This window comes from Streptomyces termitum (genome assembly GCF_014650175.1).
Lineage (GTDB): Bacteria > Actinomycetota > Actinomycetes > Streptomycetales > Streptomycetaceae > Streptomyces > Streptomyces termitum.
Map to the genome: position 1 here is coordinate 207787 of NZ_BMUL01000009.1, position 26411 is coordinate 234197.

The following is a 26411-nucleotide window of genomic DNA, read 5'->3' on the forward strand; positions in this document are numbered from 1 at the left end:
AGACTTGAGGTCCTAGCGTGTCGCCCGTTCGCTCACCCGACGACGGGAGGACACGTCCATGATCCTGGTGACCGGAGCCACCGGAAACATCGGCAGGGCCCTGCTGGAGGACCTGCGCGCGCACGGCGCGGGACCGGTCAGGGCCCTCACCCGCGACCCCGGCCGGGCCGCCTTCCCCGAGGGGGTCGAGGCCGTGCGGGGCGACCTGTCGGACCCGGCCTCGGTGGAGCGCGCGTGGGACGGCGTCCGCGCCCTCTTCCTCGTGCCGCACCTCGGCCCGGCCCCCGAACTCCTCGCCGCCGCCCGGCGGGCGGGCGTGGAGCGCGTCGTCCTGGTCTCGTCGATCACGGTCCTGACCCACCCCCACCTCGCCCCCGCCCGGCAGCACGCGGAGGTGGAGGAGCGGGTCCGGGCGAGCGGCCTGGAGTGGACGGTGCTGCGGCCGACGCAGTTCGCCTCGAACACCCTGATGTGGGCGCCCGCCATCCGCGCGCGCGAGGCCGTCCGCGCCCCGTACGCCGACGTCGGCCTGCCCACCGTCCACCCCGGCGACATCGCGGCCGTGGCCCGGGCGGCGCTCACCGGGCCCGGCCACCACGGCCGCGCCCACACCCTCACCGGGCCCGCGTTGGTGACGCCCCGCCGACAGGTCGAGGCGATCGGGGCGGCCCTGGGGCGCCGGATCCCCTTCGTCGAGACCGGCCGCGCGGAGGCCCGCGCGCGGATGGCCGGGGTCTTCGGGGCCGAGGGCGCGGACGCGGTGCTCGACGTCACCGGCGGGGACCTCCGCGACGGGCTCCTGGAGGTCCACGACACGGTCGGCCGGGTCACCGGCGTCCCGGCCCGGCCGTTCGGACGGTGGGCCGAGGAGAACGCCGACGCCTTCCGCTGACCCGGACCGGCCGGGTGCGGACGGAGGGGCGCGTCAGCCGGTGACGCTCGGCGCGCCCGTCTCGATGTGGCCGGTGTAGCGGCGCGACCAGGTGCCGTCGAGGTCGGCCAGGACCGTGAAGTCGTACCAGCCGTTCTGGTACGCCACCGCGTTGAACCAGTCCTCCCGGGAGGAGCCCGCCGGGACGGTGTACGTCCACGGCCCGTCCGTCCGGTAGGCGTCGGACCGGATGGTGAAGGTGACCGGGCCGCCGGAGGAGTTCGTCATCCGGAACCAGACCGCCGTCTTCCCGGTGCCCGGCTCGACCGCGTACCGCGCCGCCACCTCGACGTCCTTGCCCGCCTTCGAGGCGTCCCCGATGAAGCGGCGCAGGAAGCGGTTGGGGCCCATCATCGAGATGTCGTACTTCCCCGAGCCCGAGCCCAGGCCGATGTTGAAGTAGTCGGTCGCGGTGGTGCCCGGGTCCACCGTGTACTGCCAGGCGGCGGTGTCCCGGTGCTGGTGCGGGTGGATCGAGAAGTGGGCGGCGCGGCGCGCCTCCGGGCCCTGGTTGGCCATGGAGAACCAGGCGAGGATCTTCCCGGCGGCGCCGAACTCGAAGCGGTCGAGGTCGCCGGTGGGCTGGTGGGGGAGGGCGCGGGCGGGCCGGGTGCCGGGCTCCTGGGCGGGCAGCGCGTTGTTCTGCGGCGCCGGGTTGGGCAGCGGGGCGCAGGTGGCCTGGCCGATGACCTTCGCCGTCGACGGCAGCCCGGCCGGGACCCCGTACACCGGGTGGGCGAAGTCGAAGACGCCGGTCAGGTCGCCGGTCACCCTCCGCCGCCAGGCACTGATGTTCGGGCAGGTCGCGGGGGTGCCGAGGGCGGCGGTCCAGGTCTCCAGGAAGCGCAGCACCGAGGTGTGGTCGAAGACCTCCGAGCTGACCCAGCCGCCGCGCGTCCACGGGGACATGACCAGCATCGGGACGCGGAAGCCGAGGCCGATCGGCACGCCGTCGAGGTATTCGCCGGGAGTGCCGGGCGGGGCCACCGGGGGCGGCACGTGGTCGAAGAAGCCGTCGTTCTCGTCGTAGTTGAGGAACAGCACCGTCGAGTCGAAGACCTCCGGGTTCGCCGCGAGCGCCCGGTAGACCAGGTCGACGAAGTGCGCGCCGTCGCCCGGCGGGGCGTACGGGTGCTCCGAGAACGCCTCGTTCGCCACCACCCACGACACCTGCGGCAGCGTGCCCGCCAGCGCGTCGGCGCGGATCGCGGCGGCGATGTCGTCGGGGGTGGAGCCGGTGGCCTTCGGGACCGAGGCCATGCCCCGGTCGTACAGCGGGTCGCCGGGGCGGGCGTCGGTGAACCTCTTGAAGTAGGCGAGGCCGTTGTCGCCGTAGTTGTCCTGGGCGTTCTGGTAGACCTTCCAGCTCACCCCGGCCCGCTGGAGCGCCTCGGCGTACGTCTCCCAGGTCAGCCCGGACTCGTCGCCGCCGTCCTTGCTGCCGCCGTCCACCTTCCCGCTCCACAGGAAGGTGCGGTTGGGGCCGGTGGCGCTGAGCGCGGAGGAGAAGTAGGCGTCGCAGATCGTGTAGTGGTCGGCGAGCGCGTGGTGGAAGGGGATGTCCTCCCGGTCGAGGTGGCCGAGGGTGCGGGTGTTGCCCACCCCGGTCACCCAGTTGTCGAGCCGCCCCTTGTTCCAGGCCGCGTGCTGCGAGGTCCAGCTGTGCGGCAGGTCGCCGTTGCACTGGGCGAGCGTCTCGCCGTCGGCGCCGCCCGCCGGGGGTGTGTCGCTCAGCTTCCACGGGAACCGCCGGCCGCCCCAGTTCGGCTGCTGGAAGGTGCCCCAGCCGCCGGGGATGTTCCCCGCCGCCCGGTCGCCGAAGCCGCGCACGCCCCGCAGCGTGCCGAAGTAGTGGTCGAAGCTCCGGTTCTCCTGCATGAGGACGACCACGTGGCGGACGTCGGTGAGGGTGCCGGTCGCGGTCCGCGCGGCGGCCGAGGCCGCCGTCGGCGGGAGCGCCGCCCCCGTGACGAGCCCCGCGCCGATCCCGGCGCCGATCCCGACGAATCCCCTGCGGCTGATGGGAAGCATGTCCCGCCCCTCCTGTCGCGGCGTGCCCCGGCGGCGCACCGGCAGACATGATGGGGGAGCGGCGCGCGCAGGGGTACACCCGTGCGGTGAGGGAGGGGTGAACACCCGGGGGACGGCCGGGGCGGAGGGGGCCGTTCCCTCGGTGAGGGACGGTCAGACGGTGTGGACGCGGACTCCCGCCTCGGTGAGCCGGGCGGCCGTCTCCGGGGCGATGCCAGTGTCCGTCACCAGCAGGCCGATCCGTTCCAGCCCGCAGATCCGGGCGAAGGCCCGCCGCCCCAGCTTCGAGGAGTCGGTCACCACCACGACCCGGCTCGCCCGCTGGGCGAAGAGGCGGCTGATGCCCGCCTCCTCCTCCTGGTGGGCCATCACCCCGAGCGCCGGATCCACCCCGTCGACCCCGAGCACCACCGTGTCGAGGACCACCTCGCCGAGGACCCCGGCGGCGAGCGGGCCGACCAGCTCGTAGGTCTGCGGGCGGGCCACCCCACCGGTCGCCACGATCTTGATCTGGGGGCGTACGGCCAGCTCGGTGGCGATGTTGAGGGCGTTGGTGACCACGGTCAGCGCCGGCCCGGCGGGGGCGGCCGGGCGGGCTGGCTCGGCGTGCTCGCCCGCGAAGCGCAGGGCCAGCGCCCGCGCGACCTCGGTCGTCGTCGTCCCCCCGTTCAGTCCGACGACCTCGCCCGGGGCGATCAGCTCGGCCGCCGCCGCGGCGATCCGGGCCTTCTCGGCGGCGTACCGCCCCGACTTGTAGCGCAGCGGGAGCTCGTACGAGACGCCGTGCGCGACGGCCCCGCCCCGGGTGCGGACGAGGAGCCGCTGTTCGGCCAGCTCGTCGAGGTCGCGGCGGATGGTCGCCGCGGAGACGCCGAGGGCGGTCGCGGCCTCCTCGACCTCCACCTTCCCCGCCGACGCCAGGAGTTCCAGGAGCGCGTTCCACCGCTCGTGCTTGGACATGCCGACCTTTTCCTCCCGGGTGCGCGGCCTCGATCCTACGCCGCCCCGTGCACGCACCCTGGCACATGACTGCGTGAATCTGCTTGAATAACGCTCGTTTCGAGCAACTTCACGCACTGTCCCTGTTTCTTCCGTGCAAGGAGTCCGTGTGTCCCCCTCCCGTACCGCCGCCGAGATCGCCACCCAGCCCGCCGCCTGGCGCGAAGCCCTGCGCACCCTGCCCGCCCACACCGCCGCCCTGCCCCGGCGTGGCGAGCGCGTCGCCGTGATCGGCTGCGGCACCTCGTGGTTCATGGCCCAGGCCTACGCCGACCTGCGCGAGGCCGGCGGGCACGGCGAGACCGACGCCTTCGCCGCCTCCCGCTTCCCCTTCGGCCGCCGCTACGACCGGGTCCTCGCCCTCACCCGCTCCGGCACCACCAGCGAGGTCCTCGCCGTCCTGCGGGCCCTCTCCGGCACCGTCCCCACCGGCGCGATCACCGCCGACCCGGCCACCCCCGTCATGGACCTCGCGGACGCCGTCGCCGTCCTCGACTTCGCCGACGAGGAGTCGGTCGTCCAGACCCGCTTCGCCACCACCGCCCTCGCCCTCCTCCGCGCCCACCTGGAGGCCGAGGACGCCCTCCCCGAGGGCGTCGCGCCGGTCTCCCGCGCCGCCGACGACGCCGAACTCGCCCTCGCCCGGCCGCTGGAGACCGAGGTCCTCGGCGCCGGGCAGGTCACCTTCCTCGGCACCGGCTGGACCCACGGGCTGGCCCTGGAGGCCGGGCTCAAGATGCGCGAGGCGGCCGGCGCGTGGACGGAGGCGTACCCGGCGATGGAGTACCGCCACGGCCCCATCAGCATCACCGGCCCCGGCCGGGTCGCCTGGAGCTTCGGCCCGCTGCCGGACGGACTCGCCGAGGAGGTCCGCGCCGTCGGCGGCATCCTCGTCGCCCCCGGCCTCGACCCGCTCGCCGAACTGGTCCTGGCGCAGCGGCTCGCGGTCGCGGTCGCCGAGGCCCGCGGCCTCGACCCCGACCGGCCCCGCAACCTCACCCGCTCGGTCGTCCTCGCCGACGGCGCCTGAGGCGCCGGCCCCTCCCGCCCCCGACTCCACCCCGTTCCCGTTCCCGGAGCAGGACCATGCCTCTGACCCCGACCCTCGACCTCGTCCGGCGGGCCCGCGCCGCCGGCACCGGCACCGGCGCCTTCAACGTGCTCCAGCTGGAGCACGCGCAGGCCATCGTGGCCGGTGCCGAACGGGCCGACCGGCCCGTCGTCCTCCAGATCAGCGAGAACACCGTCCGCTACCACGGCGCCCTCGAACCCGTCGCCGTCGCCTGCCTCGCGCTCGCCCGCGCCGCCAAGGTGCCCGTCGCCGTCCACCTCGACCACGCCGAGAACCCCGGCCTCGTCCACGAGGCCGTCGCACTGGGCCTCGGCTCCGTCATGTTCGACGCCTCGAAGCTCCCGTACGAGGAGAACGTGGCGGCGACCCGCGCGGTCGTCGACCACTGCCACCGGCACGGCGTCGCCGTCGAGGGCGAGCTGGGCGAGGTCGGCGGCAAGGGCGGCGCCCACGACCCGGGCGTCCGCACCGACCCCGGCGAGGCGCGCGCCTTCGTCGCCGCCACCGGCGTCGACGCCCTCGCCGTCGCCGTCGGCAGCGTCCACCAGATGGTCACCCGGGACGCGGTCCTCGACCTCGGCCTGATCACCCGGCTCCGGGACGCCGCCGCCGTCCCCCTGGTCCTGCACGGCTCCTCCGGCGTCCCCGACGCGCTCCTCACCCGGGCCGTCGCCGCCGGCATGACCAAGGTGAACGTCTCCACCCACCTCAACAAGGCGTTCACCCGCGCCGTCCGCGACCACCTCGCCGCCCACCCCGACGACGTCGACCCGCGCCGCTACCTCACCCCGGCCCGTACCGCCGTCGCCGCCGAGGTCACCCACCTCCTGGGCCTCCTCGACCCCCGCTGACCGGCCCCAGCCCGGTGGTGGCGACACCAGGTCCGCCACGCCCTCCCGCGCCCGCCGGAGGTCGGCCACGATCGACGGCATGACCCGTCTCCCGCACCACCACACCACCCTCGTCACCGGCGCCACCCAGGGCATGGGCCGGGGGATCGCCCTCGACCTGGCCGCCCGGGGCGGCACCGTCCTGCTGCACGGCCGCGACCCCGGGCGCCTCGCGGCCGTCGCCGCCGAGGCCCGCGCGCTCGGCGCCGGCGGGGTCCGCACCCACCTCGCGGACCTCGCCGACCTCGACCAGGTCGCCGCCCTCGCCGCGCGGATCCGGGAGACCGAGCCCCGTCTCGACGCCCTCGTCCACAACGCGGTGGCGGGCGGCGGCGCGCGCCCCCTGGTCCGCGAGGTCTCCGCCCAGGGCCACGAACTGCGCCTCGCCGTCAACCACCTCGCCCCGTACGCCCTCACCCGGGGCCTGCTGCCGCTGCTCACCGCCTCCGCGCCGGCCCGGGTCGTCGCCGTCGCCTCGATCGGGCAGGAGCCCGTCGACCTCGACGACCCCCAGCTCGAACGGGACTACGAGGGGCTGCGCGCGTACTGCCGCAGCAAACTCGCCCTGATCACGGCGGCCTTCGCGCTGGCCGAGGAGCTGGCCGGCACCGGCGTCACCGTCACCTCCCTGCACCCCGCCCACCTCATGGACACCGAGGGGGTGCGGGCCTACGGGCTCGTCCCCCGGGTCGGCGTCGAGGAGGGCGTCCGCCCGACCGTGCGGCTCGTCACCGATCCGGCCCTGGCCGGTGTCACCGGCCGCTACTTCGACCGCTTCGACGAGGCCCGCGCCCACCCGTGGGCGTACGACCCGGAGGCCCGGCGGCGGCTCATGGAGCTGACGGACCGGCTGGTCGGGACGGTCACCGCCTGACGCGCCCGCGCGGGGGACGCGGACGCGAGGGGGGACGCGGAGGGGGGACGCGGACGTGAGGGAACGCGGACGTGAGGGAACGCGGACGCCCCCGCGACCGGTACGGGTCGCGGGGGCGCGGTGCGGGGCCCGCCGGTGCTCGGCGGCGGACCCCGGCGGGGATCAGCGCAGGTCGAAGCGGTCCAGGTCCATGACCTTGGTCCACGCGGCGACGAAGTCCGCCACGAACTTCTCCTTCGCGTCGTCGCTCGCGTACACCTCGGCGAGGGCGCGCAGCTCCGAGTTCGAGCCGAAGACCAGGTCGGCGCGGGTGCCGGTCCACTTGACCTCGCCGGCCGCGTCACGGGCCTCGAAGGTGTTCGCGTCGCCGGAGGCGGCCGACCAGGTGGTGCCCAGGTCGAGCAGGTTGACGAAGAAGTCGTTCGTCAGCGTGCCGGGGTGCTCGGTGAGGACGCCGAGGGCGGTCTGCGGCTGGGTGACGCCCAGGACGCGGAGGCCGCCGACGAGGACGGTGAGCTCGGGGGCGCTGACCGTGAGCAGGTTGGCGCGGTCGATCAGCAGGTACTCGGCGGGGAGGCGGACGCCCTTGCCGAGGTGGTTGCGGAAGCCGTCGGCCTGCGGCTCCAGGGCGGCGAAGGACTCGACGTCCGTCTGCTCCTGGGTGGCGTCCACGCGGCCCGGGGTGAAGGGCACCTCGACGGCGTGGCCGGCGTCGGCGGCGGCCTTCTCGACGGCCGCGGAGCCCGCGAGGACCACGAGGTCGGCGAAGGAGACCCGCTTGCCGTCGGTCCGGTCGGCGTTGAAGGACTCCTGGACGCCCTCCAGGACGCGGATCACCTGGGCGAGGTCGTCCGGGTTGTTGACGGCCCAGCCGCGCTGCGGCTCCAGGCGGACGCGGCCGCCGTTGGCACCGCCGCGCTTATCGCTGCCGCGGAAGGAGGAGGCGGCGGCCCAGGCCGCGCCGACCAGCTGCGCGACGGTCAGGTCGGAGCCGAGGATCTGCTCCTTGAGGGCGGCGACGTCGGCCGCGTCGACCACCTCGTGGTCGCGGGCCGGCAGCGGGTCCTGCCAGAGCAGCTCCTCCGCCGGGACCTCGGCGCCCAGGTAGCGGACGGCCGGGCCCATGTCACGGTGGGTCAGCTTGTACCAGGCGCGGGCGAAGGCGTCCGCGAACTCGTCGGGGTTCTCGTAGAAGCGGCGGGAGATCTGCTCGTAGACCGGGTCGAAGCGGAGCGCCAGGTCGGTGGTGAGCATGCCGGGGGCGATCCGCTTGGCGGCGTCGTGGGCGTGCGGCACCGAGCCCTCGCCCGCGCCGTGCTTCGGCTTCCACTGCTTGGCGCCGGCCGGGCTCTCGGTGAGCTCCCACTCGTAGCCGAAGAGGTTCCAGAAGAAGTTGGTGCTCCACTTGGTGGGCGTGGAGGTCCAGGTGATCTCCAGGCCGGAGGTGATCGTGTCGGCGCCCTTGCCGGTGCCGAACGTGTTCTTCCAGCCGAGGCCCTGCTCCTCGATGGAGGCGCCCTCGGGGGCCTCGCCGACGTGGTCGGCCGGGCCGGCGCCGTGGGTCTTGCCGAAGGTGTGGCCGCCGGCGATGAGGGCGACGGTCTCCTCGTCGTTCATCGCCATCCGGCGGAAGGTCTCGCGGATGTCGCGGGCCGCGGCGATCGGGTCCGGGTTGCCGTTGGGGCCCTCGGGGTTGACGTAGATGAGGCCCATCTGGACGGCGCCGAGCGGGTCCTCCAGCTCGCGGTCGCCGCTGTAGCGCTGGTCGTCGAGCCAGGTGGTCTCGGGGCCCCAGTAGACGTCCTCGTCGGCCTGCCACACGTCCTCGCGGCCGCCGGCGAAGCCGAAGGTCTTGAAGCCCATGCTCTCCAGGGCCACGTTGCCGGTGAGGATCATCAGGTCGGCCCAGGAGATGGCCTGGCCGTACTTCTTCTTCACCGGCCACAGCAGACGGCGGGCCTTGTCCAGGTTGCCGTTGTCCGGCCAGCTGTTGAGCGGGGCGAAGCGCTGCTGGCCGGCGCCGGCGCCGCCGCGGCCGTCGCTGATGCGGTACGTGCCCGCGCTGTGCCAGGCCATGCGGACCATGAAGGGGCCGTAGTGGCCGAAGTCGGCCGGCCACCAGTCCTGCGAGGTGGTGAGGACCTCGGCGATGTCCCGCTTCACGGCGGCGAGGTCGAGCGCCTCGAAGGCCGCGGCGTAGTCGAACTCCTCGCCCAGCGGGTTCCCCACGGCGGGGTTCGTCGCCAGGATCTTCAGGTTGAGCCGGTTCGGCCACCACTGGCTGTTGCCGCCGCCCTGGGTGGGGTGCGCGGCGCGCCCGTGGGCGACGGGGCAGCCGCCCTCGGCCTTCGCGTCGCCGCCGTGTGCATCGAGGTTCTCAGACATGGGGTTTTCCTTCCGGACACGCGCGGGAAGGTCCTGGGCGCGGAGACCCGACGAAGCGGCACCGCTCCGGGGTCCCCGGGGGTGCGTCACGTTCCTCGTCTGCCGCCGTGCCGGACGTTTCCTGTCCCTTGGCCATCAACGAAACTGATCCTACAATGGACGAAGTCCAAGTCAAGAACAATGCCAAAGTGCTGGAGCGGGAACAGGGGTGCGGCGCACCGCGCCCCCCGGTCCGGCCGGCAGGGAACGGGAGGGGCCTCATGGGCGACCTGCTGGAACGGCTGCGGGCCCGGGGCTGGCGCATGACGTCGCAGCGCCGCGTCGTCGCGGAGGTCCTCACCGGCGAGCACGTCCACCTCACCGCCGACGAGGTGCACGCGCGCGCGGCGGAGCGGCTCCCGGAGATCGCGCGGGCGACCGTCTACAACACGCTGGGCGAGCTGGTGGCCCTCGGCGAGGTGGTGGAGCTGTCCACCGACGGGCGGGCGAAGCGCTATGACCCCAACGCGCACCGCTCCCACCAGCATCTGGTCTGTACGGGGTGCGGCGCGATCCGCGACGTCCGGCCGACCGGCGACCCGCTCGCCGCCCTTCCCGACGCCGAGCGCTACGGCTTCGCCGTCTCCAAGGCGGACGTGACCTACCGCGGCCTCTGCCCGGACTGCGCGACCGCCTGACGCGGGCGGCGGAGGGTCCGGCCGGGCCCGGAAAAGCCGGACAGGGCCCTCTCGTGGAGGGCCCTGTCCGTCGTGCGTGCGGGCGGCGGCCGGTCGGTGTCCGGGCGGCCCGGGGGAAGCCTTCTAGTACCGGAGGTCCTTCTGGTCGGTGATCAGCCGACCGGCGATGTGCAGGTTCCCGTCCGAGTCGAGCACGGCGATGATCTTCTTCGTCGAGCCGTGGTGGGTCGTGAAGTAGATCTTGTCCGCCTCCTGGGAGGAGGAGAAGTTCGTGTTCACGGACAGCTCGATGCTCACCGGGGAGCTGATGAGCACGTCCTTCTTCGGGGAGCCCGGGTAGACCTGGTTCTCCCGCAGCTTGACGCGACCGTGCGTGTCGCCCTCGTCCCAGTCCGACGCCACGCCCAGATCGATGTCTGCCATGTGCTTCCTTCCCGCTTCCACTGATGAGGGTTTCGGGTCCGGGTCTTCACGGGCCCTCCCGAACCGCTCCAGAAGCTACTCAGCTCGTTCACATGGTGACAGTGGGTGTCCGAGGTGTGACCGAATTTCGACCGGGTCAGGCGCAAATTCGTAGATATGACCGCAGGGTGAAGAAGACCCGAAAAAGCCTTGCCGGGGCCGGTGTGTGCCCGGAGGTGTGGCCTGCCGGTGGCGCGGGCTTGACGGTCCGGTGTCCGGGGGGTTGGATGGGCGCAACTTATTGGCCGTACGACCAATAAAGCTCGCACGATGTACCCCGCCGCCCCTCCAGGAAGCCCCCATGCCCCTCGCCTCCTTCCCCCGCCCCGCGCACCGCCTCCACGTGGCCGCCGACGCCGCCGACCCGCGCGAGCGGGGACGGCAGCGGGGCGCGCTCCTCACCGGCGGACTGCACGACGCCCTCGACGTCTACGACCGGCTGTTCGCCCTCGCGGAGATACCCCGGACGACCGTCCGGGACGACGCCCACCGGGCCCTGGACGCCGTCGACGCCTTCCGGCCCGCCCTGCGCGCCCAGATCGAGGGCCTCGCGGACGGCGCCGGCGCCGACCTCTGGCGGGTCGCCGCCCTCAACGCCCGCACCGAGATCCTCGCCCGGAGCCGCGCCGTCCCGCCCGGCGAGTGCTCCACCGTCGTCCGCCGGGTCCCCGCCCCCGGCGGCGGCACCACCCACCTCGGCATCCAGACCTGGGACTGGCACGTCGAACTCGGCTCCTCCTGGCACACCGTCGACGCCGCCGGCGGCACCCACCGCTACGTCGGCCTCACCGAGCACGGCATCCTCGCCAAGATCGGCGTCAACAGCGCCGGCCTCGCCCTCCACTTCAACATCCTCGGCCACCGCGACGACCGCGTCGGCGGCATCCCCGTGCACGTCCTGGCCGCCCTCGTCCTCGAAGAGGCCGCCGACGCCGACGAGGCCGTCGACCTGATCCGCTCCGCCCCGCTCACCTCCTCCGGCTCCTTCCTCCTCTTCGACGAGCGGCGCGCCGTCCTGCTCGACCTCAGCCCCGACGGCGTCTTCGAGGCCCCGGCCGTGGACGACGCGACCCGCCTGCGCACCAACCACTTCCTCACCCCCGCCCCCGCCCGCCACGAGAAGACCTGGCTCTACCAGCCCGACTCCGGCGAGCGCTACGCCTTCCTCCGCGACCGCCTCGCCCGCACCCCCGCCGCCGACCACGACGCCCTGCTCCGCCTCCTGGTCACCGGCCCCGGCGAACCGCCCGTGACCTGCGTGCCCGACCCCGAGGCCCCGCTCGGCCGGCGCTGGGCGAGCCTCGCGACCGTCCTCCTCGACCCGGCCGCCCGCACCGCCCGCGTCCTCGACGGCACCCCCGCCGAGCACGCCGACCGCCCCTGGTACGAGCTCCGCGCCTGACCGCCCGCCGCCGCGCGCCCCGGCCGGTCCCGTGCCCCTCCGTACGGCTCCGGGTACGGCCGCCCCCGCGCCCCGCCGCACGGACCCGGCCGGGTCCTCCCGCGCGACCGACCCCGTCCCCTCGGGCCGTACGCCCCGGTCCCTCCGGCCGGCCGGGGGCCGGGGCTCGCCGCGTAGGCTCGTGCCGTGTCAGCCTCCCGTCTCCACCGCGTCGCCGTCCTCGTTCTCGAAGGGGCCAAACCGCTCGACGTCGGCATCCCCGCCCAGGTCTTCACGACCCGCGCGAGCATGCCCTACGAGGTGCGGGTCTGCGGCGCCACCCCCGGTCTGGTGACCGGCGGCGACGGTCTGTCCTACAACGTCGCCCACGGCCTCGACGCCCTCGCCTGGGCCGACATCGTCTTCGTCCCCGGCTACCGCTTCCCCGACCGCGAGGACCCGCCGCCCGCCGTCGTCGAGGCCCTGATCACCGCCCACGCGCGCGGCGCCCGGCTCGCCGCCATCTCCACCGGCGCCTTCGCCCTCGCCGCCACCGGACTCCTCGACGGCCGCCGGGCCACCACCCACTGGCACTACGCCCGCGCCCTCGCCGAGAAGCGCCCCCTCGTCCGGGTCGACGAGAACGTCCTCTTCGTCGACGAGGGCAGCGTCCTCACCTCCGCCGGCGCCGCCTCCGGCATCGACCTGTGCCTCCACATCCTCCGCGGCGACCTCGGCGTCGGCGCCGCCAACCACGCCGCCCGCCGCCTCGTCGCCGCCCCCTACCGCAGCGGCGGCCAGGCCCAGTACGTCCCCCGCAGCGTCCCCGAACCGCACGGCGAACGCTTCGCCGCCACCCGCGAATGGGTCCTGCACCACCTCGGCGAACCCCTCACCCTCGACGTCCTCGCCCGGCACGCCGCCGTCTCGCCCCGCACCTTCTCCCGCCGCTTCGTCGAGGAGACCGGCTACACCCCCATGCAGTGGCTGCTGCGCGCCCGCGTCGACCGCGCCCGCGAACTCCTCGAACGCTCCGAGCTCGGCGTCGAGCAGATCGCCGCCGACACCGGCCTCGGCACCGGCGCCAACCTGCGCATGCACTTCCAGCGCATCCTCGGCACCACCCCGAGCGAGTACCGGCGCACCTTCACCCGGGGCGCCTGACCCGCCCCGCCCGACCTTGGCACGATCCTTGCGGACCATGGCGATCTCGCCCCTGCCGCCGGGCGGCGCGGCGCGCGAGGCTGGATCACGAGAACACCGGAAGGGACACCGCTCATGACTCGCATCGCCATCAACGGTTTCGGTCGCATCGGCCGCAACGTGCTCCGCGCCCTGCTGGAGCGCGACACCACGCTGGAGGTCGTCGCCGTCAACGACCTCACCGAGCCGAAGGCGCTCGCCCGTCTCCTCGCCTTCGACTCGACCTCGGGCCGCCTGGGCCGCCCGGTCTCCGTCGAGGGCGACGTCCTCGTCGTCGACGGCCGCCGCATCAAGGTCCTCGCCGAGCGCGAGCCGGCCAAGCTCCCCTGGGCCGAGCTGGGCGTCGACATCGTCCTGGAGGCCACCGGCCGCTTCACCAGCGCCAAGGACGCCCGCCTGCACCTCGACGCCGGCGCCAAGCGCGTCCTGGTCAGCGCCCCCTCCGACGGTGCGGACGTCACCCTCGCGTACGGCGTGAACAGCGACACGTACGACGCCGAGCTGCACACGATCGTCTCGAACGCCTCCTGCACCACCAACGCGCTCGCCCCGCTGGCCGCCGTCCTCGACGAGCTGGCTGGCATCGAGCACGGCTTCATGACGACCGTGCACGCCTACACCCAGGAGCAGAACCTCCAGGACGGCCCGCACCGCGACGCCCGCCGCGCCCGCAACGCCGCCGTCAACATCGTGCCCACCAGCACCGGTGCCGCCAAGGCCATCGGCCTGGTCCTGCCGCAGCTGGACGGCAAGCTGTCCGGCGACTCGATCCGCGTGCCCGTGCCGGTCGGCTCGATCGTCGAGCTCAACACGACCGTCGCCCGCGAGGTCACCCGCGAGCAGATCCTCGACGCCTACCGCACGGCCGCCGAGGGCAAGCTCGCCGGTGTCCTGGAGTACTCGGAGGACGAGCTGGTCTCCTCCGACATCACCGGCAACCCGCACTCCTCGATCTTCGACGCCGCCCTGACCCGCGTCGACGGCCGCCACGTCAAGGTCGTCGCCTGGTACGACAACGAGTGGGGCTTCTCCAACCGCGTCATCGACACGCTGGAGATGCTCGCCGCGAGCTGACCTCCCGTCACCTCCCCGCGACGCCCCCTCGGCCCCCGGCCGAGGGGGCGTCGTCGGTGCCGTCCGGCATGATGTGGAGGGGCGCCGACGCCGAGGGGGAGTGCACCGGGAAGGCGTACGCGCGGGCGCTCCAGCACGTCATCGACCACTGCGGCTCCGACCTCATGGACCTGGGCGTCCACTCCCGGCCCGATCTTCTGCTCGACCGACGGCCGAACGGCACGGCGGCCGAACGGGCCTACAGCTGAACGGGCCTACGGCCGAATGGCACGGCGGCCGAGCGGTTCCGCGTCCGAACGGCCGTGGGCCGGCCCGGAGTTCCGGGTCGGCCCACGGGCGGGGGACAGGGGGGAGGGGGCTAGTCGGTGCCGGTCTCCATGGCGGCGCGGTCGAGCGCCGTCTCCTCGCTGTCGGGGGTCTCGCCGCGCGAGGCGATGACCTCGGCGCCGCCCTCGGTGAGCGAGCCGATCAGACCGGTGGCGGCGGCCTGCGCGGCGCCGATGGCCGGGCTGCCGGTGCCGATCAGGCCGATGCCCGCGTACTGCTCCAGCTTGGCGCGGGAGTCGGCGATGTCGAGGTTCCGCATGGTCAGCTGGCCGATCCGGTCCAGCGGGCCGAAGGCGGAGTCCTCGGTGCGCTCCATGGAGAGCTTGTCCGGGTGGTAGCTGAAGGCCGGGCCCGTGGTGTCGAGGATCGAGTAGTCCTCGCCGCGCCGCAGCCGCAGGGTGACCTCGCCGGTCACGGCCGCGCCGACCCAGCGCTGGAGCGACTCGCGGATCATCAGCGCCTGCGGGTCCAGCCAGCGGCCCTCGTACATGAGGCGGCCGAGCCGGCGGCCCTCGTTGTGGTACTGGGCGAGGGTGTCCTCGTTGTGGATGGCGTTGACGAGGCGCTCGTAGGCGGCGTGCAGCAGCGCCATGCCGGGCGCCTCGTAGATGCCGCGGCTCTTGGCCTCGATGATCCGGTTCTCGATCTGGTCGGACATGCCCAGGCCGTGCCGGCCGCCGATGGCGTTGGCCTCCATGACCAGGTCGACGGCGGAGCCGAACTCCTTGCCGTTGATGGTCACCGGGCGGCCCTGCTCGAAGCCGATCGTGACGTCCTCGGGGGCGATCTCGACCGACGGGTCCCAGAAGCGGACGCCCATGATCGGGTCGACGGTCTCGACGCCGGTGTCCAGGTGCTCCAGGGTCTTCGCCTCGTGGGTGGCGCCCCAGATGTTGGCGTCGGTGGAGTACGCCTTCTCGGTGGAGTCCCGGTAGGGGAGGTCGTGGGCGACGAGCCACTCCGACATCTCCTTGCGGCCGCCGAGCTCGGTGACGAAGTCGGCGTCCAGCCACGGCTTGTAGATCCGCAGGTGCGGGTTGGCCAGCAGGCCGTAGCGGTAGAACCGCTCGATGTCGTTGCCCTTGAAGGTCGAGCCGTCGCCCCAGATCTGGACGTCGTCCTCCATCATCGCCCGCACCAGGAGGGTGCCGGTGACGGCGCGGCCCAGCGGGGTGGTGTTGAAGTAGGCCCGGCCGCCGGAGCGGATGTGGAAGGCGCCGCAGGTGAGCGCGGCCAGCCCCTCCTCGACCAGCGCGGCGCGGCAGTCGACCAGACGGGCCACCTCGGCGCCGTAGGTCTGGGCGCGCCCGGGCACCGAGGCGATGTCGGGCTCGTCGTACTGGCCGATGTCGGCGGTGTACGTGCAGGGGACCGCGCCCTTGTCACGCATCCACGCGACCGCGACGGAGGTGTCGAGACCACCGGAGAAGGCGATGCCGACGCGCTCGCCGACGGGAAGGGAGGTGAGAACCTTGGACATGGCAATAGTATGCATGAATCCGCATGGCTATGCAACGTGGGGTGATCTTCCCGTCCCGCGTCCGACGGATCGGGGGCCCGCCTGCCCGTCTGCCCGCCCCGCCCGCCCGGTCCGCCGCCCCGCCGTCAGGCCGCCAGCCGGTCGAGGGCCGCCGCCGTCAGGGCCGCGATCGCCGGGGACAGGGCCGTACGGACGTCCGGGGCGAAGGCGGGGGAGTGGTTGGGCGGGACCCGGCCGCCCGTCGCCGCCCACTGGCGCGGCCCCGCCACCCCCGTCATCCAGTACACCACCGGCACCGCGCCCCCGGCCCCGAGCAGCGCGCAGTCCTCCGAGGCCAGTGACGGCGGCCAGTCCGCCACCCGCTCCGCGCCGAACAGCCCGGTGTGCGCGGCGCGGACCGCCGCCGTCGCCGCCGGATCGCCCCACAGCGCCGGGGCCCGCGACACCACCCGCACCTCCGGCTCGCGCGGACAGCCCGACACCGCGCACTCGCCCCGGACGATCCGCTCCACCGCCGCCACCGCCCGGTCCAGCGCCGCGTCCGTCAGCGCCCGCACCCCGATGCCGAGGACGGCCGTGTCCGGCACCACGTTCACCGCCGTGCCCGCCCGCACCGTGCCGACCGTGACCGTCACGTGCTCGCCCGGCGCGGTCTCCCGGGCCACCACCGACTGGAGCCGCAGCACGATCGCCGCCGCCGTCACCACCGGGTCCACCGTCAGCTGCGGGGTGCCCGCGTGCCCGCCCCGCCCGTGCACCACCACCTCCAGGGCGGTGCTCGCCGCCGTCACCGGCGCGCGCGGGGTGCCGTGCGCGACCATTCCGGCCGGCAGCGGCGCCGCGTGCTGCGCCAGCACCGCGTCCGGCACCCCGAACCGCTCGTACAGCCCGTCGTCCAGCACCGCCCGCGCCCCGGTCAGGGTCTCCTCGGCGGGCTGCCCGAGCACCACCAGCGTGCCCCGCCACCGAGGGGCCGTCCGGACCAGCAGCTCCGCCGCCCCGGCCGCCGCCGCCAGGTGCAGGTCGTGCCCGCAGGCGTGCGCGGCGCCGTTCCCGCTCGCGTACGGCAGCCCCGTCCGCTCCTCCAGCGGCAGCGCGTCCAGCTCGGCCCGGAGCAGGACCCGGGGCCCGGGGCCGTTGCGCAGCACCCCGACCACGCCGTGGCCGCCGACGCCCCGGGCCACCTCCAGGCCCAGCGCGGCGAGCCGGTCGCCGAACACCCCGGCCGTCCGCTCCTCCGCGCCGGACAGCTCCGGCGCGGAGTGGACGTCCAGGTAGAGCGTCAGGGCCGGCCGGAGCACCTCACCGGCCAGGGCGAGCAGCGGGGACGGGGACACGGTTCTCCTTCTTGTACGCATGAGGGGGGCGCGGGCTTGTACGCGTGAGGGGGCGCGGGCGCCGGCACTGACCGATCGCACGCGCCGCGCGCCAGCGATGTGCGAGCGGACGGCGGGCCGAACGGTGAGCGGCGGGCGCTCCAATGGAGGAGTCACCCACACGGCGGCCCCCTCACCGGGGACGCGGACCTTCCGGAGGCGTCATGAACAAGGACCTGAGCACCCTCGCCGACGAGATCCTGGAGCTGGAGGCCGAGACCTTCGAGATCTCCGACTACTCGGACGCCAGCGAGGTCGTGCTGGCCGGTTCCACCAGCACCAGCTCCACCTCGACCTGCTCCTCCACCACCAGCACCACCTCCTGCTCCGCCTGACCCCTTCCCAGGGGCCGACGCGCGCGCCCGGTGTCTCCTTCCCGAGGACACCGGGCGCACCCGTGTTCCCGCGCGGCCGGCGGACCGCGCGGGACCGCGCGGTTACGGGAAGGGGTGCGGCACCCGGTGGATCTCGGCGTCCGTCAGGTCCGCCGCCCGGTGCCCGCCGCGCCGCAGCGCCGTCCGCAGCCGGGGCAGCAGCGGCGCCCGCTGCCGGTTCCAGCCGAAGTCGATCGGCAGCAGCCCCGGCACCAGCGTGCTCACCGTCCGCAGCCCCATCCGCTCCTGCTCCGGCGTCGTCTGGTCCACCACGACCACGTCGTGCCCGGCGCCCGCCAGCGCGCCGACCACCACCCGCAGGTCGTCGCGCAGGTCCAGCGTCCGGGGCCGGCCCGTCTCCTCCCACTCCCGGTACGTCTCCCCGAAGGAGCGCTCCCCGAGCGGCTCCAGGAAGGCCCGCGCGTGCTCCGCCATCCGCGGCAGCCCGTACAGCTGCGCGTGGTCCTTCAGGTGGCGCACCCGGTCGAAGTCGTCGGCCATCGCCTCCAGCTCGGCCCGCCGCTCCCGGGTCTGCCGGGACAGGTGCGGGATGTAGGTGAGGACCTCCGACAGGGCGCCCTCCACCGCGGAACGGGGGTCGAGCGAGGACGCCGCCGCGAAGGACAGCAGCCCCTCGCCGCCGTCCCGCCGCACCGCCACCGCGATCCCCACCGGCACCGGCAGGTCGATCCGGCCGTCCAGCACCCGCACGTCGTAGCCCTGGAGCGCGGCCCGCTCCGCCATCGCCGCCGACGCCCCGCCGACCGTCGCCAGGTCCACCGAGGGCAGCCGGGCCGCCCCGTACCAGGCGTTCAGGAAGGCGTCCCGCTCGATCAGTTCGAGGAGCCCGCCGAGCACCGCCTCCTCCAGGCTGCCGCCGATCGCGCAGCCGTTGGAGCACTCGAAGACGAAGTTGTCGGCCTGGAGCCCCGCGCTGTAGTAGACCAGCCGGGACGGCACCAGGACCGGCCGCTCGTCGCGCAGCGACCAGCCCCACTCCCAGGGGATCGCCCGGTCCGGGTCGAAGGGCTCGACCAGCGGGTCCTCCCGGTAGGTCCGCTCCTCGTAGAAGCCGCACGCGGCCGGATCGACCGCCCGGTCCCGCAGCTCCCGCCAGGACCCGGTGACCGGGGAGCGCGGGCCGCGCCGGTGGGTGCCCGCGTACCGTTCGAGCCCCTCCAGGAAGGCCAGCGTCCGGCTGGTCGAGAAGGCGTTCTCCTGCCCGCTCCACGTCACGTCGTTCAGGCCCGCGTAGCCGCGCACGAAGACGCTGCCCGCGACCGGCGCGGTCGTCGGCGAGGTGACGCTCAGCCAGGTCCCGCCGCCCAGCGCCCCGCACACCGGATTGGCCAGCGCCTCCTCCGGCAGCGGGTACGAGGCGGCCGGCCGCAGCCGGTAGCGGCCCGGGTCCGGCTTGCGCCGCTCCACCAGCTCCACCGGGCGCGGCGCCGGATCCGCCGGGGCGGGCGCGCAGTCCGGGCAGAGCGGATCGGCGAGCAGCGGATACGTCCGCACCGCGAGCGTCGCCAGGTCGATCCGGGTCACCCGGGGCAGCGCCCGGTCCGCCGCCGAGGCCGCCGGGGAGGCGGGCCCGGGACCGTCCAGGACCGCCTGGCAGACCGCCGCGACCGCGTCGTGCGCGTGGTCGGTGACCACCGGCCAGCTCCCGGCCGGACGCGGCCCCTCGGGGCCGCCGGTCTCCAGGGCGTCCCGCTCGCTGCGGCTGCGCAGCCGCTGCCAGCGCAGCGCCAGGCACCGCCCGCAGGCGGGCGCGGTGCCGTCGCCGCCCCACGGGCCGACGAGCACGGCGGAGGCGGTGAGGTGCACCAGCGCCCCGGCCCGCTCGGCCGCCCACGGGTCGGGGGCGCCCGGCCCGCCGAGCGGCGCGCCGGCGTCGGTGGCGCCGACCGGCACCACCGGCAGGTCCGTACCGAGCCGTGCGCCGAGGGCCGCCCGCAGCGCGGCCCGCGCCGGGTCCATCGGCAGGGCGGGCGCCGCCGCCGGGGCGCTCACGAGGACCTCGTCCAGCGGAAGGTCTTCACCGCGACCGCGCCGAAGACCACCGCGAACACCAGCAGCCCCGCGCAGCCCGTCCACACGTCCGAGGCGTCGCCCCGGCCGGCCAGCGCGTGCGAGACGGCGTCGTTGAGATAGCGCAGCGGCATCACCAGGGACACCTTCTGGAGCCACCCCGGCATCGAGTCCAGCGGGAAGAACGAGCCGGACAGGAAGGCCATCGGCAGCATCAGGAAGTTGGCGACCGCGGCCACCGACTCCGGGGTGTTCGCGAAGGAGCCGATGATCACCCCGAGCAGCAGGAAGGTCGTCACCCCCAGCGCCAGCACCGGGACCAGCAGCGGCCAGCCGGAGGCCGGTTCCAGGCCGAAGACCGGCAGCATCGCCACCCCGACGAAGAGGAGCGACTGCACGGCGCCGACCACCAGCGCGATGACGTACCGGGAGCCGATCACCGCCGACAGCGGCGCCGGGGACATCCGGATCAGCCGCAGGATGTCGTCCGACCGCCACTGCATCAGCGTGAACGCGATCCCGAACACGGCCGCGTTGGCCACGCCCCAGGACAGCACCCCGGCCGCCGTGTACGACAGGTAGGAGAGCCCGCTCTCCTCCACCGCCTGCCCCTTGAAGATCAGGCCGAAGACGACGAGGAACAGCAGCGGGAAGGCGAAGGTGAAGAAGAGGGTGGTCTTGTCGCGGACCTGGGCGCGGTACCCGGCCCCGGTCAGTGCGGCGTAGGCGCTCATGGTCACGGCTCCGTGGTCTCGGCGGGGGCCGGGGCCGCCGCGGCGGTCCCGGAGAGGCGGGAGGTCAGGTCCAGGTAGACGTCCTCCAGGCTCGCGGTGCGGGTCTGCACCCCGTCCAGGCCGGAGATCCGGTCGACGGCGGAGAGCACCTGCCCCACGGTGTGGGTCTCCAGGACCAGCGAACCGCCCTGCACGTCCACCCGCTCCACGCCCTCGACCGCCGCCGCCCGCTCCGCGTCGAGCAGGCCCAGCGGCAGCAGCACCCGGCTCGGCGCGCGCGAGGCCGTCACCAGGTTGTGCGGCGAGTCGGTGACCGCGATCCGGCCGTCCACGAGGATGGCGATGCGGTCGCAGAGCGCCTCCGCCTCGTCCAGGTGGTGGGTGGTGTAGACGATCGTGCGGCCCTCCGCCTTCAGCCCGCGCAGCACCTCCCACAGGTCCCGCCGGGCCTGCGGGTCGAGCGCGGCCGTCGGCTCGTCCAGGAAGATCAGCTCGGGGCCGTGGACCAGCGCCGAGGCGATGGCCAGCCGCTGCCGCTGCCCGCCGGAGAGCGCCTCCACCCGGACCTTTCGCTGCCCGGTCAGCCCGACCGCCTCCAGGGTCCGGTCGACGGCCCCGCGCGGGGCGCCGTACAGGGCGGCGACGGTGCGCAGGTGCTCGTGCGCCGTCTGCCGCACGAAGAACGCCGAGGACTGCGTCTGCACCCCGATCCGGGGCAGCAGGGAGGTGTCGCGGGGCCACGGCGGACGGCCGAAGAGGGCCACCGTGCCGCTGTCGGCCCGGCGCAGCCCCTCCATGATCTCGATCAGGGTGGACTTGCCCGCGCCGTTCGGCCCCAGCAGGCCGAAGAACTCGCCCGGACGGATCTCCAGACGGACGCCGTCCACCGCGAGCCGGTCCCCGTACCGCTTGGAGACCCCCTCGACCCGGACGGCGGGCGGCGGACCGCCCGTGGTGGCGGATGCGGATGACATGGCCTGTACCTCACTCATGTGGTGCGTGGTGTCCTTCGGATCAGGGAGGAGAAGAGGAGCGGTCGGGGTTCAGCGGAGCAGCAGGAAGAGGAGGACGGCGGTGCCGCCCGCCGCCAGCAGCACCAGGAGCACGGCCGCGGCCGCGTACGCCGGATAGAGCCGGCGGGCCCGCGCCGGATAGGCGGCCACCGCCGCCCGCCCGCCGCGCCGCAGCGCCAGATAGGCCCGGGTCTCCGGGGCGAGCCGGGCGGTGCCGAGGAGCTGGCCGAGCATCCGGTAGCCGTCGAGCGGCGGCAGCGGCACCAGATTGCCCAGCCCCTGGATCGCGCCGAGCAGCAGCAGCCCGGCGACGAACGGCCGCTCCGCCGCCCCCTCGGGCAGCAGCGTCCACACCACCCCGAACGGCACCAGGAGCAGCAGGTTCAGATACGCCCCCGCCCCCGCGACGACCAGCTTGGCCCGCAGCCCCGGCAGGAACAGGTAGTCCTCCACCGTGCAGTAGAGCAGCGCGCCCGGCAGCCGCCACTTGAGGCCGATCTCGGTGACGTGCCCGCCGTGGTGCCGGGCCGCGACCCCGTGCGCCAGCTCGTGCGCGGTGATGCTGAACCACAGGAAGAGGGCGATCCCGGCGACCGCGGCCGGCTGCCCGGTCAGCTCGCCCGCCGCCCCGATCAGCGGCCCCGCCTCCGCCGCCAGCAGCACCAGCAGGGCCAGTACGGCGGCGCACAGGGGCAGTTGGACCACCGGGCGCAGCAGCGGCCGCAGCGCCCGGTGCAGCCGGGCCGTCGTCGCCCCGGCGTCCCGCACCATCGGCCGGCTGCCCCGCCAGAAGGTGTTCGGCGGCGCGGGCTCCGGCACGGGCGGCGCCGGATCGGGCGCCCCTTCCAACAGCCCCCGGGTGCCCAGCAGACCGAGCAGCCGGGTCCAGTGCTCCTCGCCGAGCCGCCGCCCGAACCGCTCCGCGTACACGGGCGCCAGGTCGTCGAGGTTCCGGGTGCCGTCGAGCCGGGAGATGAGGAAGTGCTCCTTCTCGCCGACCTCGAAGGCGGACCCGGTGACGGGGTGCCGGATCAGCCGCACGGTGCGCGGACCGCGCAGCAGCGCCGGGCTGAAGCGCACGCCCTCCCGCAGCGCCGGCCGGTAGGCCCGGACGGCGGCGGACGGGGACGGGGAGGCGGCCGTCACGCACCCGCCCCTCTCCCCGGGCCGCCCGCCCCGGCGCCCGGCACGTCCCGCGCCCCGGCGTCCGGACCGGTCCCCGGCACGCCCTCCCGCAGCACCCTGCCCAGGACGAAGGAGAGGTACGCCTCGTCCCTGATCGTCACGTGCAGCCGGTTGTTGGTCATGTGCATGTACGGGGAGAGCAGCCGGGGCAGCACCGCCGACACGTCCGTCAGCGGCACGAGCGGCGGCGCGTCCGCCGGCTCCGTCCGCTCCTGCCCGGTGTCCTCCCGGGCCGGCCCCTCCCACACCGGGAAGCACAGCTCGCCCCGGGCCGTCAGCTCCTCCACCCGGGACCGCAGCTCCAGGCAGTGCTCCGCCCAGCCGCGCAGGAAGGACGGCAGCCGCTTCAGCTCCCGCGCCGCCACCGCCGCCCGGACCGCCGCGAACCGGCGGCCCAGCGGGGGCGCCAGCTCCGCGTAGCCGCGCTCGTACTCCTCCGAGCCGATGAAGCCCGTGTCCGGGAACGCCCGGTGCCAGAAGCGGTAGTAGCCGTCCAGGTAGTCGCCGAGCCGCTCCTCCTCCGGCAGGAAGCAGCTCGCCATCACCATCATCAGCTGCGCCGAGGTCCCCAGCAGCACCGTCCGCAGGTGCAGGTTCATCGTCCGGAACGCGTCCACCACCAGGTCGCTGGAGTGCCGGAAGTGCCACTCCGCCAGCTCCACCCCGGCCGGACCGCCGTACTTGGCGTACTCGGGGGCGTACGGCTCCTCGCGGAAGGAGTTGTTGGGCCGCAGCCGCATCCGGCCGTCCTCGCCCATGAACCGGGTCCGGTCCTCGCCGGGGAACTCGATGTCGAACAGCGAGTTGTAGAAGTCCTTCAGGAAGCCCGAGTCGACCTCGTACAGCGCCGGCCGGGTCCTCAGGAAGCCGGACAGCGCCTGCTCGGCCCGCCGCCGCACCTCCTCGGCGGCCGCCGGGCTCGACGGCCGCAGCCGCAGCCGCACGTGCGGCCCCTCCAGCCAGTAGTTGATGAAGAAGTACCCGGCGAGCAGCCCCTCCTCGGACAGCCGCGCCACCAGCGGGCGCACGCAGTCCACCAGCATCGGGCGCGGACTCGCCGCATAGAAGACGTGCAGCGCCAGCCACGGGCCGGGCTCCCCGGCGGAGTCCGGACCGGGGGCGGCGGGCGTGGTGATCAGTTCGGACATGACGGACCGTCCTCAAAGGCCGTGGGGGCGAAGGGAGCGGGGGAGGCGGAGGTGAAGGTCTCGACGGCCAGCTCGGCCACGTGGTGCCCCCCGCCGGACACCACGTGCAGCCCGTCCTCGGACGGCAGCATCTCCCGCAGCGCCACCGCCGCCCCCGGCTCCCGCTCCAGGAGCGCGTCGAAGGCGGTCAGCGACAGCGGACTCGCGAAGTCCACGAACAGCGGCTTGGCGCCCGGCACCCGCCGCCCGTCCCGCAGCGGCGTCGCGAAGACCCGGTCCGGCAGCCCGTGCGCGCGCTGCCAGCGCCGCCACTCCAGCCACCACGCCGACTCCTCGCCGCCCGGCACCCGCGCCGGCAGCACCTCCGTGCCCGCCGTCCACTCCCGGCGCGCCAGCACCACCCCGTCGTGCACCACCCGGGGCCTGCGGGTCACCCCGCCGTCCGCCGGACCCTCCGGCACCCCGCCCCACACGTCCGCCGGCGTCATCGTGCTCGGCGACAGCAGCAGCAGGGTGCGCGGGATCTCCGGCAGCGCCACCGGCACCAGATAGCCCAGGTAGACCGGGATCACCCGGACCCCCAGCCGGCGCGAGCGCAGCACCAGCCGGTCCGTCTCCTCCTCGTGGACCAGATACAGGTCGTCCAGCCCGATCCGCGCCTCCTCCGGCACCGTGGAAGTCTCGCCCGGACACACGATCTGGTGGTCCGTCAGCCGCCCGTGCAGATTGAGGTTGCTGGTCACCGGGCCGCCGGTCAGCTCCGCGAAGACCGCCCCCTCGGGCTGCCGGGCCCGCAGCTCCTCGCGCAGCGCCGCCGAGAAGCCGCCGGACCCGTCCTCCCCGTCGTACACGTGGGTGAACCGGCTGAAGGGGAACGCGAGGCCGCCGTACGAGCGGTTCAGGACCACCCGCGGCGACCCCCCGCCCAGATCGACCTGCACATGATGGCTCCGCGGTACGAACTCCGCGTCCCGCGCGCCCAGTTCCTCCGCCACCCCGGCCAGCAGCTCCGCCGGGACCCGCAGCTCCTCCGCCGCGCCGTCCCGCTCCCACGCCTCCCGCATCCCGGCCGCGAACCGCCGCCGCGCCGCGTCCAGGGAGCGCAGCGCGGGCTGCCCCAGCCAGTTCTCCTCCGGTACGTACGAGCCGTCCGCCGCGAACGGCGTCCGCCGCGCGGTGAACGACAGGTACTGGTCGAACAGGTCCTCGTGGAAGTCGTGCACCAGGCCCAGCAGGTCGTCGCAGCGCCCGCCCCGCCCGTACCGGGCCAGGAAGAAGCCGCGCAGGGTGATCCGGTGCGGCAGCGTCAGGTCGAACAGCGGCAGCACCCCCTCGACCCGCCGCAGCGCCCGGCCCGTCTCCCCGCCCAGCAGCTCCGGCGCCGCCGCCACCGCGCCGCCCGCGCTCACGTCCTCGTACAGCAGCGTCCTCGGCAGCGCCGGATCCTCCGCGCCCAGCCCCCGCTGCACGTCGAGCAGCGCCTCCCGCAGCGCCCGCGCCAGCGCCCGCCGCTCGGCGGGGTCCGCCCCCGGATAGGCGGCCAGGCACGCGGCCGGACCGTCCAGCCCGTCCGCGACCGCGTCCGCCCACGCCGCGCCGATCCCCCGCAGCGCCTCCTGGAAGGAGCGCAGCGGATCCGGGCTGTGCACGTCGGTCCGCAGCGCCGGCACCTGCACCATGCCCAGCTGGAGCAGGGCCGCCGCGTACCGCTCGCACTCCGCCCGCTCCGCCCCGTGCTCCCGGCGCAGCCACTCCACCAGGTCCCGCAGCCGCAGCCCCTCCCGAGTGCCCAGCACGTCGAGCAGCCGGTCCAGGACCCCGCTGCCGCGCAGGTAGAACAGCCGGTCGCGGACGGCGTCGAAGGTGACGGCCGCGCCGTCGTCCCCGGCCGTCACCCACTGCCGGACGTACCGGACCCGGTCCTCGTCCCGGTCCCAGCCCGGCGACACCACCACCGTCAGGTCCCGCCGCAGCACCGGATCGGCCAGGATCAGCTCCGCGATCCGCGCCAGCGCCACCACGCTGAGGCGCACGTGCCCCGTCCACTCCGGGGCGAGCGCGAGCCGCCCGCCCGGATCCGCGCCCGCCGCGAACACCCCGGACGCCACCGGCGTCAGCGTGCTGAACGGACTCGTCTTGCACGCCGTCCGGTACAGGTACGTCAGCGCCGACCGCTCGACCTTCCGCAGCCGCTTCCCCGGCACCTCCGCCCGGTCCGCCAGATAGGCGTCGAGCCGCGACTCCAGCACCGGCGAGGCCAGCAGCAGCCCGGCCCGCAGCCGGTCGTCGGCGAGCGCGGCCCGCAGCGCGCCCCGGGCCTCCCGCACCTCCCCGGCGAGCAGCCCCGGCCCCTCGGCCAGCAGCTCCCCGTACCGCACCCGGTCCTTCAGCCAGGCGCCCAGCCGGGCCCCGGCCGCCGGATCGAGCCCGGCCACCAGCGCCTCGGCGGCGCCCGGATCGCCCGGCAGCCGGTTGTTGAACACCTGCCGGCGCAGCGCCAGCAGGGCCCGCCGGGGCCCGTCCCCGGCCGCGTCGGCCGCCTCGACCAGCGCGTGCAGCACCTCGCTCAGCGCCGCCCCCTCACCGGCCAGCCGCCCCTCGTGGGCCAGCACCTCGTCGGCCCAGGCCAGCGCGCCCGGGGCGCGCAGCCCCCGCACGGTCTCCACCGGGAGCCCGCCGGCCCGCAGCAGGAACCGCCGGCCGACCTCCCACGCGGCGGCCGGAGCCACCGCCTCTGTCCCCGCTGTCCGCTGGGTCATCGCGC

General features: G+C 74.9%; 22 protein-coding genes. 10 read left to right on the top strand and 12 right to left on the bottom strand.

All coding sequences use genetic code 11. The annotated features are described in order from the left end of the window. Positions 1-58: 58 nt before the first annotated feature. Positions 59-892: an SDR family oxidoreductase gene (locus tag IE219_RS19000; RefSeq protein WP_189978920.1), complete on the top strand. Its 834-nt coding sequence runs from the start codon at positions 59-61 to the stop codon at positions 890-892. 33 nt (positions 893-925) lie between these two features. Here the strand turns inward: IE219_RS19000 and IE219_RS19005 are convergent, their stop codons facing one another. After that, positions 926-2962 carry a phosphocholine-specific phospholipase C gene (locus IE219_RS19005; protein ID WP_189978923.1) on the bottom strand — a complete coding sequence of 679 codons (2037 nt, stop codon included), beginning with the start codon at positions 2960-2962 and terminating at the stop codon, positions 926-928. 153 nt (positions 2963-3115) lie between these two features. Beyond that, positions 3116-3922: a DeoR/GlpR family DNA-binding transcription regulator gene (locus IE219_RS19010; protein WP_189978925.1), complete on the bottom strand. Its 807-nt coding sequence runs from the start codon at positions 3920-3922 to the stop codon at positions 3116-3118. 148 nt (positions 3923-4070) lie between these two features. Here IE219_RS19010 and IE219_RS19015 point away from each other — a divergent pair, with 148 nt between their 5' ends. The 3 genes from IE219_RS19015 to IE219_RS19025 all read left to right on the top strand — a co-directional run bounded on the left by IE219_RS19015 (position 4071) and on the right by IE219_RS19025 (position 6797). Further along, on the top strand, positions 4071-4991 hold the full coding sequence (locus IE219_RS19015) for an SIS domain-containing protein (protein ID WP_189978928.1): 921 nt from the start codon (positions 4071-4073) through the stop codon (positions 4989-4991). A 56-nt stretch (positions 4992-5047) separates the two neighbouring features. After that, positions 5048-5884, top strand: a complete 837-nt coding sequence (locus IE219_RS19020; RefSeq protein ID WP_189978930.1) for a class II fructose-bisphosphate aldolase — start codon at positions 5048-5050, stop codon at positions 5882-5884. Positions 5885-5963: 79 nt separating this feature from the next. Further along, complete coding sequence (locus IE219_RS19025) at positions 5964-6797, top strand: SDR family NAD(P)-dependent oxidoreductase (protein ID WP_189978932.1); 834 nt, start codon at positions 5964-5966, stop codon at positions 6795-6797. A gap of 162 nt (positions 6798-6959) precedes the next feature. Here the strand turns inward: IE219_RS19025 and katG are convergent, their stop codons facing one another. Next, positions 6960-9182, bottom strand: coding sequence for a catalase/peroxidase HPI (katG, locus tag IE219_RS19030; RefSeq protein ID WP_189978934.1), 2223 nt, complete (start codon positions 9180-9182; stop codon positions 6960-6962). Between the two features lie 260 nt (positions 9183-9442). Here katG and IE219_RS19035 point away from each other — a divergent pair, with 260 nt between their 5' ends. Then, positions 9443-9859: a Fur family transcriptional regulator gene (locus IE219_RS19035; RefSeq protein ID WP_189978936.1), complete on the top strand. Its 417-nt coding sequence runs from the start codon at positions 9443-9445 to the stop codon at positions 9857-9859. Positions 9860-9982: 123 nt separating this feature from the next. Here the strand turns inward: IE219_RS19035 and IE219_RS19040 are convergent, their stop codons facing one another. Beyond that, entirely contained in the window at positions 9983-10282 is a 300-nt protein-coding gene (locus IE219_RS19040; RefSeq protein ID WP_189978938.1) for a DUF6342 family protein, read from the bottom strand. Between the two features lie 340 nt (positions 10283-10622). On the opposite strand from IE219_RS19040, the gene IE219_RS19045 reads away from it, so the two are divergent. The 4 genes from IE219_RS19045 (at position 10623) to IE219_RS19060 (ending at position 14227) form a co-directional block, all read left to right on the top strand. Next, complete coding sequence (locus IE219_RS19045) at positions 10623-11723, top strand: C45 family autoproteolytic acyltransferase/hydrolase (RefSeq protein WP_189978940.1); 1101 nt, start codon at positions 10623-10625, stop codon at positions 11721-11723. 186 nt (positions 11724-11909) lie between these two features. Continuing rightward, positions 11910-12866 (top strand): GlxA family transcriptional regulator, encoded by a 957-nt coding sequence (locus tag IE219_RS19050; RefSeq protein WP_189978942.1) that lies wholly within the window; start codon positions 11910-11912, stop codon positions 12864-12866. 114 nt (positions 12867-12980) lie between these two features. Then, positions 12981-13979 carry a type I glyceraldehyde-3-phosphate dehydrogenase gene (gene gap / locus IE219_RS19055; RefSeq protein ID WP_189978949.1) on the top strand — a complete coding sequence of 333 codons (999 nt, stop codon included), beginning with the start codon at positions 12981-12983 and terminating at the stop codon, positions 13977-13979. 68 nt (positions 13980-14047) lie between these two features. After that, positions 14048-14227: a DUF7691 family protein gene (locus tag IE219_RS19060; protein ID WP_189978951.1), complete on the top strand. Its 180-nt coding sequence runs from the start codon at positions 14048-14050 to the stop codon at positions 14225-14227. 110 nt (positions 14228-14337) lie between these two features. Here IE219_RS19060 and argG read toward each other — a convergent pair whose 3' ends face one another. Together argG and IE219_RS19070 are read right to left on the bottom strand one after the other, a co-directional pair. Then, entirely contained in the window at positions 14338-15786 is a 1449-nt protein-coding gene (gene argG / locus IE219_RS19065) for an argininosuccinate synthase (protein WP_189978953.1), read from the bottom strand. Between the two features lie 125 nt (positions 15787-15911). Beyond that, complete coding sequence (locus IE219_RS19070; RefSeq protein ID WP_229849860.1) at positions 15912-17123, bottom strand: amidohydrolase; 1212 nt, start codon at positions 17121-17123, stop codon at positions 15912-15914. Between the two features lie 203 nt (positions 17124-17326). Between IE219_RS19070 and IE219_RS19075 the strand changes: the two genes are divergently transcribed. Then, entirely contained in the window at positions 17327-17497 is a 171-nt protein-coding gene (locus IE219_RS19075) for a thiazolylpeptide-type bacteriocin (protein WP_030757923.1), read from the top strand. A 102-nt stretch (positions 17498-17599) separates the two neighbouring features. Here IE219_RS19075 and IE219_RS19080 read toward each other — a convergent pair whose 3' ends face one another. From IE219_RS19080 to IE219_RS19105, 6 genes are read right to left on the bottom strand one after another with little or no spacing between them, the layout of a single operon-like run. Then, positions 17600-19516: a TOMM precursor leader peptide-binding protein gene (locus tag IE219_RS19080; RefSeq protein WP_189979155.1), complete on the bottom strand. Its 1917-nt coding sequence runs from the start codon at positions 19514-19516 to the stop codon at positions 17600-17602. 29 nt (positions 19517-19545) lie between these two features. Then, the gene (locus IE219_RS19085; RefSeq protein WP_189978957.1) at positions 19546-20301 is read right to left on the bottom strand and encodes an ABC transporter permease; all 756 of its coding nucleotides are present in this window, start codon (positions 20299-20301) and stop codon (positions 19546-19548) included. A 2-nt stretch (positions 20302-20303) separates the two neighbouring features. Beyond that, on the bottom strand, positions 20304-21293 hold the full coding sequence (locus tag IE219_RS19090) for an ABC transporter ATP-binding protein (RefSeq protein ID WP_189978960.1): 990 nt from the start codon (positions 21291-21293) through the stop codon (positions 20304-20306). 51 nt (positions 21294-21344) lie between these two features. After that, positions 21345-22460, bottom strand: a complete 1116-nt coding sequence (locus tag IE219_RS19095; RefSeq protein WP_189978962.1) for a metalloprotease — start codon at positions 22458-22460, stop codon at positions 21345-21347. Beyond that, complete coding sequence (locus IE219_RS19100; protein WP_189978964.1) at positions 22457-23647, bottom strand: lantibiotic dehydratase C-terminal domain-containing protein; 1191 nt, start codon at positions 23645-23647, stop codon at positions 22457-22459. The genes IE219_RS19095 and IE219_RS19100 overlap by 4 nt, the downstream gene beginning before the upstream one ends. Continuing rightward, complete coding sequence (locus IE219_RS19105; RefSeq protein ID WP_189978972.1) at positions 23635-26406, bottom strand: lantibiotic dehydratase; 2772 nt, start codon at positions 26404-26406, stop codon at positions 23635-23637. The genes IE219_RS19100 and IE219_RS19105 overlap by 13 nt, the downstream gene beginning before the upstream one ends. Positions 26407-26411 lie beyond the last annotated feature (5 nt).

Bases quoted from the DNA above. Each gene is read 5' to 3' on its own strand.
- katG (WP_189978934.1), bottom strand. From the start codon at position 9,182: ATGTCTGAGAACCTCGATGCACACGGCGGCGACGCGAAGGCCGAGGGC.
- IE219_RS19010 (WP_189978925.1), bottom strand. From the start codon at position 3,922: ATGTCCAAGCACGAGCGGTGGAACGCGCTCCTGGAACTCCTGGCGTCG.
- IE219_RS19020 (WP_189978930.1), top strand. From the start codon at position 5,048: ATGCCTCTGACCCCGACCCTCGACCTCGTCCGGCGGGCCCGCGCCGCC.
- IE219_RS19045 (WP_189978940.1), top strand. From the start codon at position 10,623: ATGCCCCTCGCCTCCTTCCCCCGCCCCGCGCACCGCCTCCACGTGGCC.
- IE219_RS19075 (WP_030757923.1), top strand. From the start codon at position 17,327: ATGAACAAGGACCTGAGCACCCTCGCCGACGAGATCCTGGAGCTGGAG.
- IE219_RS19085 (WP_189978957.1), bottom strand. From the start codon at position 20,301: ATGAGCGCCTACGCCGCACTGACCGGGGCCGGGTACCGCGCCCAGGTC.
- argG (WP_189978953.1), bottom strand. From the start codon at position 15,786: ATGTCCAAGGTTCTCACCTCCCTTCCCGTCGGCGAGCGCGTCGGCATC.
- IE219_RS19060 (WP_189978951.1), top strand. From the start codon at position 14,048: ATGATGTGGAGGGGCGCCGACGCCGAGGGGGAGTGCACCGGGAAGGCG.
- IE219_RS19040 (WP_189978938.1), bottom strand. From the start codon at position 10,282: ATGGCAGACATCGATCTGGGCGTGGCGTCGGACTGGGACGAGGGCGAC.
- IE219_RS19100 (WP_189978964.1), bottom strand. From the start codon at position 23,647: ATGTCCGAACTGATCACCACGCCCGCCGCCCCCGGTCCGGACTCCGCC.
- IE219_RS19000 (WP_189978920.1), top strand. From the start codon at position 59: ATGATCCTGGTGACCGGAGCCACCGGAAACATCGGCAGGGCCCTGCTG.
- IE219_RS19025 (WP_189978932.1), top strand. From the start codon at position 5,964: ATGACCCGTCTCCCGCACCACCACACCACCCTCGTCACCGGCGCCACC.
- IE219_RS19005 (WP_189978923.1), bottom strand. From the start codon at position 2,962: ATGCTTCCCATCAGCCGCAGGGGATTCGTCGGGATCGGCGCCGGGATC.
- IE219_RS19105 (WP_189978972.1), bottom strand. From the start codon at position 26,406: ATGACCCAGCGGACAGCGGGGACAGAGGCGGTGGCTCCGGCCGCCGCG.
- IE219_RS19080 (WP_189979155.1), bottom strand. From the start codon at position 19,516: ATGGACCCGGCGCGGGCCGCGCTGCGGGCGGCCCTCGGCGCACGGCTC.
- IE219_RS19035 (WP_189978936.1), top strand. From the start codon at position 9,443: ATGGGCGACCTGCTGGAACGGCTGCGGGCCCGGGGCTGGCGCATGACG.
- gap (WP_189978949.1), top strand. From the start codon at position 12,981: ATGACTCGCATCGCCATCAACGGTTTCGGTCGCATCGGCCGCAACGTG.
- IE219_RS19090 (WP_189978960.1), bottom strand. From the start codon at position 21,293: ATGAGTGAGGTACAGGCCATGTCATCCGCATCCGCCACCACGGGCGGT.